This is a genomic window from Pedobacter soli, from assembly GCF_900101435.1.
GTDB classification, from domain to species: domain Bacteria; phylum Bacteroidota; class Bacteroidia; order Sphingobacteriales; family Sphingobacteriaceae; genus Pedobacter; species Pedobacter soli.
The window spans coordinates 264,639-278,948 of the sequence record NZ_FMZH01000002.1 but is presented as its reverse complement, the minus strand read 5'-3'; the positions used below and the strand labels follow the sequence as shown (position 1 = coordinate 278,948).

The 14,310-nt window shown below is 38.4% G+C and carries 12 protein-coding genes; all 12 read right to left on the bottom strand.

Annotated features, from left to right (window positions below):
* Positions 1-11: 11 nt before the first annotated feature.
* The 12 genes from BLR37_RS05175 to BLR37_RS05120 all read right to left on the bottom strand — a co-directional run bounded on the left by BLR37_RS05175 (position 12) and on the right by BLR37_RS05120 (position 14,288).
* Positions 12-3,641, bottom strand: a complete 3,630-nt coding sequence (locus tag BLR37_RS05175; protein ID WP_244154600.1) for a SusC/RagA family TonB-linked outer membrane protein — start codon at positions 3,639-3,641, stop codon at positions 12-14.
* A 440-nt stretch (positions 3,642-4,081) separates the two neighbouring features.
* Entirely contained in the window at positions 4,082-5,245 is a 1,164-nt protein-coding gene (locus tag BLR37_RS05170; RefSeq protein WP_090765487.1) for a FecR family protein, read from the bottom strand.
* Positions 5,246-5,308: 63 nt separating this feature from the next.
* Positions 5,309-5,908 (bottom strand): RNA polymerase sigma-70 factor, encoded by a 600-nt coding sequence (locus BLR37_RS05165; protein ID WP_090765483.1) that lies wholly within the window; start codon positions 5,906-5,908, stop codon positions 5,309-5,311.
* A 179-nt stretch (positions 5,909-6,087) separates the two neighbouring features.
* Positions 6,088-6,630: a DUF420 domain-containing protein gene (locus BLR37_RS05160; RefSeq protein ID WP_039471473.1), complete on the bottom strand. Its 543-nt coding sequence runs from the start codon at positions 6,628-6,630 to the stop codon at positions 6,088-6,090.
* A gap of 65 nt (positions 6,631-6,695) precedes the next feature.
* A complete protein-coding gene (locus BLR37_RS05155) occupies positions 6,696-7,391 on the bottom strand; it encodes an SCO family protein (RefSeq protein WP_090765480.1) in 696 nt (231 codons plus the stop codon).
* On the bottom strand, positions 7,391-7,744 hold the full coding sequence (locus BLR37_RS05150; RefSeq protein ID WP_039471469.1) for a cytochrome C oxidase subunit IV family protein: 354 nt from the start codon (positions 7,742-7,744) through the stop codon (positions 7,391-7,393). The genes BLR37_RS05155 and BLR37_RS05150 overlap by 1 nt, the downstream gene beginning before the upstream one ends.
* A 24-nt stretch (positions 7,745-7,768) precedes the next feature.
* On the bottom strand, positions 7,769-8,476 hold the full coding sequence (locus tag BLR37_RS05145; RefSeq protein WP_090765477.1) for a cytochrome c oxidase subunit 3: 708 nt from the start codon (positions 8,474-8,476) through the stop codon (positions 7,769-7,771).
* 31 nt (positions 8,477-8,507) lie between these two features.
* Positions 8,508-9,074, bottom strand: coding sequence for a cytochrome c oxidase subunit 3 (locus BLR37_RS05140; protein ID WP_082018487.1), 567 nt, complete (start codon positions 9,072-9,074; stop codon positions 8,508-8,510).
* 15 nt (positions 9,075-9,089) lie between these two features.
* Positions 9,090-9,998 carry a heme o synthase gene (gene cyoE, locus BLR37_RS05135; protein WP_039471462.1) on the bottom strand — a complete coding sequence of 303 codons (909 nt, stop codon included), beginning with the start codon at positions 9,996-9,998 and terminating at the stop codon, positions 9,090-9,092.
* A gap of 12 nt (positions 9,999-10,010) precedes the next feature.
* Entirely contained in the window at positions 10,011-11,069 is a 1,059-nt protein-coding gene (locus BLR37_RS05130; RefSeq protein ID WP_090765474.1) for a COX15/CtaA family protein, read from the bottom strand.
* Positions 11,070-11,151: 82 nt separating this feature from the next.
* Positions 11,152-13,032: a cytochrome c oxidase subunit I gene (locus BLR37_RS05125; RefSeq protein WP_208599602.1), complete on the bottom strand. Its 1,881-nt coding sequence runs from the start codon at positions 13,030-13,032 to the stop codon at positions 11,152-11,154.
* Between the two features lie 23 nt (positions 13,033-13,055).
* Complete coding sequence (locus tag BLR37_RS05120; protein WP_090765468.1) at positions 13,056-14,288, bottom strand: cytochrome c oxidase subunit II; 1,233 nt, start codon at positions 14,286-14,288, stop codon at positions 13,056-13,058.
* Between the last annotated feature and the right edge of the window lie 22 nt (positions 14,289-14,310).

Sequence of the window (14,310 nt, the reverse complement as noted above, 5' to 3'; positions counted from 1 at the left end):
ATCTTTTATTTTTAAAATCCAACTTTTAGTGAGATCGTGTATTGTTTAGGAATAGGTAATGCAACACCACCATTGCCAAAAAATTCAGGGTCGGCACCATTTAATCTTTTATCAGAATAAAGTAAAGCGATATTATTTCCGATAAAGGAAACAGAAGCGTTTGACATGTTCAGTTTTGAAGTGAATTTTTTAGGCAGATCGTAAGTTACAGATACCTGCTTAAACCGGATAAAATCGCCTTTTGCAACCCGCTCACTCGAGAAGTTATATAAATTATACGGGTAAGCTGCCGAAATTACAGTACCTGATGTATTGGTAATAACCTTACTGGCGGTAACCGGATCCATAATTGATGGAACAGTAGTAAATGCCTCATCACCAGGTTGCATCCAGCGGTTCAACATAGATTTAGTCATAGAATAAATATCCGGGTAACCTGCAGAGAATTCCTGGGCTAACCGTACCACATTGCCAGCTGCAAAAGTAAACAATGCAGATACACTAAACTGTTTGTATCTGAACTGGTTGTAATAACCACCTGTAAAAGTTGGGTCTGTTGGCCCCTCATATTTCAGGTAACCTGTTTTAGTACTCTGTAAATTTACATAAGCACTTTTATTACCTGCATCATCAATAAAATATGGGTAACCATAATTGTGGTCTAAGCCAGCAAACTCAATAGAATATAAACCACCACGCGGATAACCTACTATTGAACCGCCAACATCACTTACCAGATCAAATATGCGTGGGGTATTTTGTAACTCGGTAATTTCATTTTTATTGAAGGCCATGTTAATCTGGGTTCTCCATTTAAAATCGCCGTTTTGAACTGGCGTACCGCCAAGAGTTAACTCCAGTCCTTTTGCTTTCATTTTACCATAATTGGCTGTTTTTGCGTATTGGCCTCCAATACCCGAAGTATTGATGGTACCAATCAGATCGTAAATATTTCGTGTATATAAATCAGCAGTAAATGATAAACGGTCTTTTAAAAAGGTTAAATCGAAACCCAGGTTAGCTTCTTTAAGTTTCTCCCAGGTTAACTCCGAATTGGCTAAGCTGGAAATATAGGTTAATGTTTCTTTCTCGGTATCGTAAGGTCTTCTGGCCAACTGGTTGTAGAATACAGCGGCTGAGTTTTTAGCATTACCAATGTTAGCCACTAAACCATAAGTTCCTCTTACCCTTGCTGATGACAATATATCATTTTTAGGCCAGAAATTTTCCTGATCTATATTCCAGGCACCAGATACGTTCCAGGTAGGCAACCATCGTGCAGTTCGGCTCTTACCCATTAAATTAGATCCATCATAACGGGTAGTAGCATTAAAGCTATATTTATCTTTATAAGAATAAGCTGCTCTTAAAGCAAATGCAGCAAAACGGTCAGCACCGGTAGACATACTGTAATATGGTGCTCCAGATTCCTGAGCTTTTTTGAAATACAGGAAATTCGCATTTACAATACCGCCGTTATCGTACTGGTAACCTACCCCATCAAAGCTGGCCGTTTGGCGGTCGGTATACCTTACCTCCATCGAACCAAACACATTCAGACGGTGATCTTTGTTAAAAGTTTTATCGAATTCCAGGTTTTGTCTGAAATAGTAATTCTTCAAATCATCAGACGTAGTATTATAAAAACCTCCTTCAGGTAATATTACGACTGGTAATTTGGTTAAATCATCAGGATTAGTATATAAGAATGGATTATCGCCAATGGTTGTAGCGTCGGTTGCTGCCCTGAACGCTAGCGCCATATTCGAATTTTCTAAAATATAGGTTTTACGTTCTGTTTTGGCAAAACGGTAAGCGCCATCAACCGAATAGGTTAAGGAAGGAATAATTTTATATTTCAAACCGCCCTGAACTTTAAAATCGATCTGACCTAATTTTAAGTAATTGTTATCCAATTCGCTTAAAATATTAAACGGTGCGTAGTTTCTGTTAAAATACTCCAGATTTCCATTTTCATCATAAGCTGTCATGGCCCTGCTGGTATTTAGTGCATACGAATAAGGGTTTATATCAAAACTTCTGGAAAATGTACCAAAAACCGGGTCAGATGTACGGTTTAAACTACCGGGAGCTTGCTGATCGCGCACTGATCCGGTAAGTAAAAACTCACCGCTTAACTTGCTGCTCATTTTAAAATTGGCCCTGAAATTACCAGTAAAACGGTCTACATTACTTCCAAGCGTCTGACCATTATCGTGCAGATAAGAAGTTGAAGCATAAGTTTGAAATTTTTCTGTACCCGACGACATACTAACTGAGTGCTCTTGCATCAGCGAGTTTTTGAATAAAATATCAAACCAATCGGTATTGGCATTGGCATATCTGTTCAGGAACTGCGCTCTGTCAGTTGCTGTATTTTTTAAGGCGTAAGTATCAGTAGCGGGATCATAATCGTATAAAGCATTATACATTTTATAAAACGGTCCACCATCCGAACCTCTAGATGCTGTGGTATGCTGAAAATATCCTTTAGTGTACATTTCCATCAACACCGACATCTGATCTGCAGAGTTCAAAATGTCAAAGTTATCGTAAGTCGGCTTTAAATAAGTGGTAAAATTGCCAGAATAACTGATTCTAGGTGTTCCTTCCGATTGCCTTCCCTTTTTGGTAGTTACTACAATTACACCATTCATAGCACGCGCGCCGTACATGGCTGTGGCAGCTGCATCTTTTAATATATTGAAACTTTCAATATCATCAGGGTTTAAACCAGCTACTGAAGACCCGATTAATGTATTGGCATCACCGGTAGAAAGTGACTCATTAGAAATATTCACTACATCTTCCAGAATGATTCCATCTACGACCCAAAGTGGTTTATTATCACCAGAAATAGATGTTGCCCCACGCACACGGATTTTTGGAGCGGCACCAAAAGTACCCGATACGTTCTGTACAGATACACCGGCAACCTGCCCTTCCAGCATACGACTGATGTCGGGCACACCGTTTCGTTGCGCATCTACTGCTTTTACCTGAGAAGAAGAACCGGTAAATAATTTTCTATCCAACTGTTGATAACCGGTAGAAACCACATTTACTTCGTTAAGCTGGGCGGCGTCTTCTTCTAAAGTAACATTGATAACGGTTTTAGCACCAATTGGAACTTCAAGTGTTTTGTAACCAATGTAACTGAAAGTTAAAACTGCACCTTCTTTAACAGAGATTGTATAATCACCAGAGCTATTAGTTGATACCGCATTGGCAGCACCTTTCTCTCTAACACTTACACCCGGAAGCGCTGCCCCGCTTTTATCCCTTACCTTACCGGTTACTTTTACTGCCACAAAATAACCAATCACTTTATCCAAAATTGTTTTTTCTTTTGGCTTAATGAGGATGGTTTTATCTTCTATAGTATAGGTTAAATCATTTCCGGCAATAATTTTAGCCATTACTTCTTCAATGGTTGAGTTGCTAAAATTTGCATTAAAAGTGGTGGTACTGCTGATTTTATTGGTAGAAAGCAGTACATCATAACCAGATTGCAATCTGATTTCGCGAAACATTTTCTCGAGCGTTACATTTTTCTCCTTTAATGTAACCAGCTGGCCAAATGAAGCTGCACTTACCTGCATTAGCGAGGCAAGCAGCACGACCGTAATTAACTTCATCATCAATAGCAATTTAGGGATGTAGCGGCGATGCGTACATAAAATTCTAATATAAATTTTGTACATTTAATAGTCTGTTTTTTGTGCGGAACGCAAGAAGTTTGGACGCTAAAATGCGTTTCGCGGTTATCCAAGAAAATAATTGATTTTTAATCGATTCCGGTTTACGGAATAGCTAAACAGATCATAAAAGGGGTGTTACGAGCACTCCTTTTTTATGCGTTTAACTGTCGGTTCGTCAGGAGTTTTGTCGAAGTGTATTCATAATTTGTTAAGTTAAGGTTGTTATTTAATTTATTTTTTAGAGATAAAGGTTAGTTACTCCTCCATCTTTTTTCTTTAAACCGTTATGATTACCTGATATGGACAATCATCTGTCTGGTTAAGTTGGTTAATCTTTTATTTTTTAAGAATAGTGGTTAGTTAGTCCTTATCCTTTATTGTTAATCTTTATACACAATTATTTTATTGCCTTTAATATCAAAACGCACTTCACCAGTCTGCTCTAACTTGTGTAGTACCTTCGATATTTTTTCGAAACGGCTTACTGTTCCATAGTACATTACCTCTTTTGCCTCAGGATCTGCATATTCTATCTCTACATTGTACCATCTGGCAATTTTTCGTAAAATGCTCTCCTGTTTTTCATTATTAAACATAAAGTAGCCCTGCTTCCAGGCCACAGCTTCATCTACATCTACGTTTTTAACCGCAATGCCCCTCGCGCTTACCAGCGACTGCTCACCGGGTTCGAGCACTTCACTTTCATTGGTATCATTATGCGAAACGCGTACACTTCCTTCCAGTAATGTGGTTTTGGTTACTTGCTCTTCCTCATAGCTGTTAATATTAAAGTGTGTACCCAACACCTCAACGGTTTGCTTTGCTGTTTCTACCACAAACGGATGTGCTTTGTTTTTTGAAACTTCGAAATAAGCTTCGCCATCCAGTTTTACCAAACGTTCTTTAGCCGTACCAATATTAAGCGAATACTGGATTGATGAGGCTGCATTAAGCCACACTCTTGTACCATCGGGTAAACGGATTTGCCACTCGCCGCCATTTGGTGTAGAAATGGTATTTAAGCGGGTATCGTTTGCATTTTCAGCTTCGGCAATGTTGTAAACCAATTCACCATTGGAAGTTTTAGTAATAGAAAAGCCTGCTTCTTTTGCTATATCACCTGTTAAAGCATCAGAAAGCGATATTTTCTTACCATTAGCCAAAGTTAAAATCGCTTTATTCTTCCCCGGTGCTACATCAGAAGCAAAAACATGCTCTTTCTTTTTATTTAGCGATAAATAAGCCGTGAACGAGAACACCACCAATACAGCCGCGGCTGCTGCCCATTTTAAAGGGCGTAGCAAAATGCTGCGCGGTGTTTTCTGCGGTTTATCCGTAGCCACGATGTTATTTAGAACAGACTCCCACTTTTCAGTTTCGGTTACTTCAGTAGCAGCTCCCTCTTCGGCCTCAATCAGCTTTGCGATTTCATCGCCAACAACAGATGCTGGATCAGTGGCCAATGCCAAAAGCTCCTGCTTTTCTGCCGGGCTTAATGCATCTGCCGTAAACTGTTTTAATAAGTAATTTATACGTTGTTCCATAATGGGGCTACAATACTAAGAAGCAGGAAATCGGATTTAGGACTATCCGGTTTTCAAAAAAATTTATTTTATTTTAAAAAAGAGGAATACAAACGGAAAAAGGAAAGCAATTCCATGTTGATCGAGGTGAATTCGAATAGATTTTAGAGCCGATACCAAAGCATTTTTAACCGTATTTGGCGATACATGCAATATTTCTGCAATTTCCGGGATGGTTTTACCATCACGGCGACTCAATTGGTATATTTTTCGACGCTGATCGGGCAGTTTGTCGATAGCAACGGCAATAATCCTGGTTACTTCGTTCAAATTAATGGTTTCGACAGTGTTGTTGTGGCTATCGGTTTGTTTAGCGGTAAAAGCATCAACCATTTTATCGGTTTTAAGTTTTTTACGCAGATAACTTAAACATTCGTTTGATACGTATTTGTACAAATAGGCTTTGATATTTTCAACTTCAGCCAGTTTATCCCGGTTCAGCCATACCCTTAAAAAGGCATCCTGGATTATTTCTTCAGCGGCATCATCAGATTTTGTAAATTTTGTGGCGAAAATCTGGAGTACAGGCAGGTATTTGAAGAACAACACAGAAAAAGCCTGCTCATCCCCCGTTACTATTTTTTCTACAAGCTTTAGATCATCTTCCTTATTTATCAGCGCCATACCTTAGTTTACCTACACTCACGCATATTGAATTAGAATTATATGAAATGATATACTCCACATAAAAGTGAAAAAAAAATTGAGTTAAAACAAATAACTATTGTAACCAAAGCAATGTTTAACTAAAAAAGCCTTACATTTTTGGTGTAAGGCTCTATCGATATTTTTTTCAGGTGCTATTAATACTGGTAATAAGGCGAGATCATCAGATATACCACTACACCGGTTATAGCCACGTAAAGCCACAAAGGAAAGGTAATTTTAGCAATCTTTCTGTGGCGGTCAAAACGCTCAGCCAAAGCCCTTACGTAGGTAACCAATACCAATGGGATAATGGCAATCGAAAGCAGGATGTGCGTTAAAAGGATAAAGAAATAAACATACCTGATTGTTCCATCGCCACCAAATTTAGTAGAAGGCGTAGTCATGTGGTAGGCTATATACATTACCAAAAACAGCAAGGAACAAGCTATTGCAGTTTTCATTAAATTTTGGTGAAGCGCAACTTTTCCATTTTTAATGGCCCAAACGGCAACAATTAAAAGGACGGCTGTTATACCATTAATCGTAGCATATATTGGTGGCAAAAAAGGAAGCGGTGGTGCATCTATTCCTAAATCTTTTAATTTAACAACAAATAAGACTGCTACAGCAACCGGAATTAAAATGGATAGGATAATGATCCATTTATTATATTTTTTCTCAATCGGGCTATTTTCCATGAGTTTTAAATCTCTTTATTTTTTATGAATAAGTTAATCGCCTCAGACTACCGACTAAAGACTAACTACCGTCCGTCTTTAACATTTCTCAGATACTCTGCAATCAGTACCTTGATTTCATCCTCCAGTCTGGCATTGGCCTCCTTGTTATCGGCTTCATAAATACCGCGAATTCGGTGCAGGTTATCGATGAGCAATATTTTATTACTGAAAATGAAGGTAGGCTTTGTGCGGGTGTCATCTTCAATTACATCAAGCAATAAACCATTTTTAATTAGCGGATAGGTTTGTATGGTATCGCCTGCTAAAAAATCCCATTTGCCTTCTATTGCTTTAAAGCTGGCTGCAAAATCTTTAATCTTACTTTGATCGGCCGGATCTACCGATAAGCTTAAAAATTTAACCAATGGTTTTTGTGCGTAACCATCTGATAGCTGTTTAATATACTGACTTGTTTGCTGGTTGCCGGCTCCGGTATGGAATAAGTTTAAGACTACAATCTTGTTCTCCAGCGATTTCCAGCTGATGGTATCGTTATGCTGGTTAACCAGTTTAAAATCCGGAATCTGATGATAGATGGTATCGGGTATTTTCTTCCCCTTTACACTGTGAAATGTAGTGGCCACAATCTTCTTGCCATAGATTGGTAAACTCTTATACCTGTTTTTGGCAAAGTGGGGCAATAAGTAAAAAAATAAAAATCCCGGTATAGCTAAAATGCTTACCAGGATTAATACCTTTTTTATAGGGCTTCTTTTCATTAATGGCTCATCATGTGCAGGTTTAAAAACCCACCTTCTATTAGCATTAAAACAATAAAGTAAATGATGAAAATGAATGAAACTGTTAATGCTAACTGCAAGCCCAGTTTTTCGAATTTTAAGTGCATAAAGTAAGCAACAATATAAAAAGCTTTTACAAGCGTTAAAGCAATGTAAACATAGTTACCAACGTGTTGCGACATATGACCACCTGGTATTGCCCAAAGTGCAATCATAAATTCGATAGCTGTAATTAGCGATAAAATACCTGCTACTTTCCAGATTTTTGCTTTATTCATGCCTGCATGTTCTCCATGCTCGTGGCCTTCTGTTGTATGTGCGTGTTCTGACATGTTAAATATTTTTTTTCGTTGAAATTAAACCAAATAGAAGAATGTAAATACAAATACCCACACTAAATCTACGAAGTGCCAGTATAAACCCACTTTCTCAACCATTAAATAATGACCTCTTCTCTCGAAAGTACCATTAATCGTCATGATTAAGATAATGATGTTAATTACCACACCACTAAATACGTGGAAACCGTGGAAACCAGTGATAGTGAAGAATAAATTCGCAAATTGTTGTGCAGCTACCAAAGAAACTGGCCCGTCAAATAAATGCTTTAATTCCTCAGCAGATGGGATATGTCCCCACCAAAAACCTTCGTGGTGTAAGTGTGTCCACTCTAAGGCCTGACAGCCTAAGAACATGAAACCTCCAACGATAGTAGCTACCATCCACCAGATTACTTCTTTCTTTGCGCGACGGTGGCCGGCTTCTACCGCCATAACCATCGTTACAGAACTTAAGATTAATATAAAAGTCATAAGGCCCACAAAAACCAATGGAGCACCATTATCTTTTATACCAGGTATAGATTGAAATACCAAATCAGGATCTGGCCATGTTAATTTAGAAAAACGCTGAGCGCCGTAGTAGATCAATAATGATGAAAATGTAAAAGCATCTGATAAAAGGAAAAACCACATCATGATTTTACCATATTCTACCGACCACGGAGAACGACCACCATTCCATGGCCCGGTTTTAACTTGATCTAATTGTGATACTGCATTCATTTGGAAATAGTATAATAGTTTGTTAACAAATTTAACGGTTCAAAAGTAAAAAAACATATAGATAAATCCATAGGATATCTATAAAATGCCAAAAAATAGAAGCGATTTCCATTCTGTACTGGCTCTTAGCAGCAGGAATATGCTTATAACTGCCTATTAATGCATTAATAATAAAGCCTACACCCGCAATAATGTGCAAAAGGTGCATACCCGATACGACGTAAATAAAAGAAATTGCGGCGTTGTTACCCACAAGGGTAGCGCCTGTTCTTACCATGCTACCCCATGCATTAAACTGCATCACACCAAAAGCTATGGCTAAGATTACAGTAACCCAAAGCAGGTTGCGTTGTAAGCTGAAATTAAGTTTTTTCAGGGCTCTTGCCGCTAAAAATAAAGTAACACTGCTGGCCAAAATCACCATGCTCGAGTAAATAAACGCATCGGGCAATATTAAACCATGCCCTTTACCTTTAGATGCGGCAAAAACCAGATAATAACTGGTAAAGCCCCCAAACATAATGGTAGATGATACTACGAATAACCAAACAATAAACTTTCTGGGTTTTGGATCAAATGTATCCTGGATTTTTTCCATTGTGATAACCATCAGTTATTTTGCTATAAAATTTAATAATAATCCGAGCTGTACAGCAGGGATGTAAAAAAACGAACAGAACATCACGCGCTTCGCATCAATCATTTCTCTGTTCATTAAAAGTTTAAATGCTAACCAGCTGAATATAAAACCAGCAATTAGCGATAAGCCAGCAATGTAATAACCGCCAAAGCCATAAAAGGTAGGCAATAAACTCACTGGTATTAAAATCAAAGTACTTAAAAACGTAAGTAAAGCTGTCGCTTTATCGCGTTTTTTGGTAGGCAATAACCTGAAACCGGCCTTTTTATAATCATCATCCAATACCCATGCAATGGCCCAGAAATGTGGGAACTGCCATACAAACTGGATGAGGAACAAAATACCGGCAATGTAATAATCGATTTCATGAAACAACTCGGCTTTTAAACTGCCAAATGCAGCCAGGTAACCAATAAGCGGAGGTAATGCTCCCGGAATAGCCCCAACAAAAACAGCTATTGGCGATTTCCTTTTTAAAGGTGTATAGGCAAAAGCATATAATAAAATGGAGAATACCGATAATAAACCCGTTTCTAAATTCAATTTACCCAGTAACCAGGTGCCCACAAACGACATAAACACACCTAATATCAAACCTTGTCCGGTAGTCATCCTACCTGCTGGCATTGGCCTGTCTTTGGTGCGCGACATCAGTTTATCCAGGTCCTTTTCTATAATCTCGTTAAAGGTATTCGCAGCTGCAGTAACCAAAAAGCCACCTGCAATTAATATCAGCCAGTTTCCCCAATCTATGCTGGGAATATGGCCCCTGCCTACCTGCATTTTCTGTCCGATCAGAAAAGAGATCGATGCAGAAAACACTACCGTAAACGATAGCCTGAATTTGATGAGTTTAGAAAAATCTGAAAAAAATTGTTTCAATTCCCTTAAATATTATTGTTTATATGTACTGGTACGATATACCAACAAGTACAGATAAAATTGTAAACTAAATAGTAACGTAGAGAACAAAATATGTAACGCCTGCGCCACTGGTGGAAAAGCAATGTATGCTAAAGCTAAACCACTTAACAACTGAACCAGGAGCGTAATTAGAATAAATCTGGCCGTTAACAATGGAGCTGCTTTGCCGCTAAAACGATCGGTAACCATTTTATAAACCACAGCATTGGTGATCACTACCAGTATAGCCAGATCGCGGTGATAAGAAAAGATGCTTCCAACTTTCGAAATCCAACTAGCCTTAGCTCCATATCCGAGCGATTTTGCGATTACATCTACAGCCTCTCTAACATCTGTACCAATAACTATTTGTATTAGGCTAATAATCAGCGTAAAGAACAAAAAGCCTTTTAGCCACAGTATGCGGTACATAATTACCGAAGGTGCCTTGTTTAGCTGTTTCGCATAATTATAGGTATAAATGGAAATAGCCAGAATTACCAATGCCAAAAGCATGTGTACCGTTACCACCCATTGCGCCAAATTGGTAGATACTACAATTGAGCCCAACCAACCCTGATAGCCTACCACAAAAATATTGAGTATGCTTAATACAATGATGCGTTTAGCGGTTTTCCTATACGTAAAAGAACAAATTGCCGTTAGCAGTAAAAATATTCCTGCAGCAACACCTGCCAAACGGTTCAGATATTCGGTCCAGGTTTTAGCTGGATTAAATTCTTCAGGGATGGTGATACTTTTATCGTGCCTAATACTATCTGCCAATGCTACTTTGCCCATACTTTCGAGGTATTTGGCAAATTTTTCGTTTTTCTTTAGCCTTCCCGCTACATACTTTTCTTTGTAGTTGGCCGGAAGCTGCGATACATCGGTAGGTGGAATATAACGGTCGAAACATTTTGGCCAATCCGGACAGCCCATGCCTGAACCTGTACTGCGCACAATACCGCCGGCAAGTATAACCAATAGTGTAACTACGATGGTTATCAGATTAATTTTAATGAAACGTTGTTCTGATCCGCTGACCATATATCTATTAAGATGAAAAGGGTATCCGGATAAGCAGAAACTTAATCAGATACCCCTTCTAAATTTTATTTAAAGCTTAAAACTAGCCTTTATTTTCTGCAACCGGATTGGCTAATTCCCATTCCTGTTGAATTTTCTCTGCTTCAGCATTTCCTTCAAAATCGTGAGGTAAGTTAGAGCTCATGGTTTGAGAGAAAGGAACAGTTTGTGGAATGAAATCTGCATCATGTCCTGGCTTGCTATAATCGTAAGGCCATCTGTAAACAGTTGGAATCTCACCTGGCCAGTTACCATGTAAGTGCTCTACTGGTGCAGTCCACTCTAATGTATTGGCTTCCCAAGGGTTTTGAGGAGAAACTTTACCTTTAAAGATCGAGTAGAAGAAGTTAAATAAGAACGCAACTTGTGCCAACGCAGCCATAATAGCAGCCCAGGTAACAAATACGTTTACAGTTAACCATTTTTTCATAAACTCGAACTCAGTAAATGCATAGTAACGACGTGGTACACCATCTAAACCTAAGAAGTGAAGTGGGAAGAATACCAGGTACGCAGCGATGAAAGTTAACCAGAAGTGTAAATATCCAAGTTTAGCGTTCATCATTTTACCGAACATTTTAGGAAACCAGTGATAAACACCTGCAAGCATACCAAAAATCGCTGCTGATCCCATTACCAGGTGGAAGTGGGCAACTACGAAATAAGTATCGTGTAAGTTAATATCTAAAGATGCGTTACCTAAGAAGATACCGGTTAAACCACCAGAGATAAAGAATGATACTAAACCGATAGCAAATAACATGGCCGGAGTAAAACGGATATTACCGCGCCATAATGTAGCCAGGTAGTTAAATGTTTTTACTGCCGATGGTACCGCAATAATTAAAGTAGTGATCATAAATACACCACCCAATAACGGGTTCATACCAGTAACAAACATGTGGTGACCCCATACGATGAATGATAATACCGTAATACCAATTAAAGAGTAAACCATCGCGTGGTAACCAAAGATTGGTTTACGTGAGTTTACCGAAATTACTTCAGATGAAATACCTAAAGCAGGCATAATTACGATGTATACCTCAGGGTGACCTAAGAACCAGAATAAGTGTTGCCATAAAATTGGAGAACCACCTTCGTTTGGTAAAATATCAGTACCCATTACGATATCTGATAAATAGAAACTAGTTCCGAAACTACGGTCAAAGATCATTAATACCACACCCGCAACTAATACAGGGAATGATAAAATACCCAAAATAGCGGTTAAGAAGAATGCCCAGATTGGTAAAGGCATTTTCCAAAGATCCATACCTTTAGTACGCATGTTTAAGATTGTACTTACGTAGTTGATACCCCCCATTAATGATGATGCTACGAAAAGTACCATACTAATTAACCACAAGGTCATACCCAAACCCGAACCTGGCATAGCCTTCGCTACTACAGATAATGGCGGATAAACTGTCCAACCACCAGATGCAGGACCTGTTTGAATAAAGAATGATGACATCATGATCACACAGGCCATAAAGAAGAACCAGTATGAAAGCATGTTTAAGAATGGCGAAGCCATATCCCGTGCACCAATCTGCAATGGAATTAATAAGTTACTAAATGTACCGCTCAATCCGGCTGTTAGTACAAAGAATACCATGATGGTACCGTGAATGGTTACCAATGCCAGATAAAAATCGGATTTAATACGACCGCCTTCAGCCCATTTACCTAAAAATGTTTCTAAGAAAGGGAAACTTTTATCTGGCCAGGCCAATTGGATACGGAATAAAATAGATAAGCCCATTGCTATTACCGCCATAATGATACCGGTAATTAAAAATTGCTTGGCAATCATTTTATGATCCATACTAAAGATGTACTTTGAAATCAAAGTCTCTTTATGATGTCCATGATCAGCGTGATCGTGATTGTGTTCGTCGTGTAATGCTATTGTTGACATAATTCGTTCGCTCCTGCTTAATATTATTTATTTAAAGCCATTTGGTTAGTTTTAACAGCTGCTGAATCTGTAGCTGCTGAATCTGCTTCTGCTTTTACAGGTGCAGGTGCCACTGGCAAATTAAATTGTTTTCTTAAATCATCGTTTAAGTATGTTTTCTGTTCAGCTATCCAGGCTTTGTAGTCAGCCTCAGAAACTACACGTACAACTTTTTGCATGTTGTAGTGACCAGAACCACAGATTTTGGCACAGAAGAAAAGGTACTTAAAGTTAGGATCGTTTGTTTCTTGCTGCATCTCTGCAGTTGTTTTTGTAGGCGTAAACTCAAAGTAAGTTCTCATACCCGGTACAGTGTTTAACTGAACCCTGAAATGAGGCATGTAAAAACTGTGAATTACATCTTTACTGGTTAAGATTAACTTAACTGGTTTTCCTACCGGAATAACCATTTCGTCAGCCATCTCATCATCGCGAGAGTTTAAATCTTTAAAATCGATACCCAGTGGATTAGCAGCTGTAGTTAATTTGTAGTTTTTAGTACCTACAACACCATCAGCACCAGGGTAACGGATAGACCATTTGAACTGCTCAGAAGTTACTTCAATCTGTAAAGGTTTGTTGTTTGGATCTTCAACCTTAAAGAAGATTGATCTCCAGGTTAAGAAACCCATTAATACCAATACCGTTAATACTAAAGCCGGAACAATAGTCCAGATTTTTTCGATGGTATTATTATGCGGATAGTAGTAAGCTTTTCTTTTTGCAGAATATTTGTAGATATAAGAAAATCCGAATAATAAGATGTGGGTTACCACAAACACAATTGTAGTGATGATCAATGTTAAATTGAACATCTCATCTATTTTCTTTCCATGTTCTGATGCTGCATCAGGAAGTAACATTGCACCGTGCACGGTATATTCCCAATATACACCATATAAACCCAACACCAAGAACAAGGCAAATAAACTTGCATGTACCCTGTTCCAGTTAATGCCAACAGGTTTACCTTGTGCTTCGCGGCTTAATTCATATACCCTTATCGATTTACCGATAATTGCGATGAATAAACATACGGCAAGGAAAATCAGAATATAAAATATTACCGATTTATAAACCTCGCCCATATCAACCTTCGGTGCCGCGGCAGCACCTGCTGCTGCATCTTGCGCAAATACGCTAGTGTTTGCAAAAACAGTAAGTAATACTGCTAAAGCTGCGGTCGTTTTATTCGTTATAAACTTTCTTAAACTCATTTTCTTAAAAGTAGTACGCTGT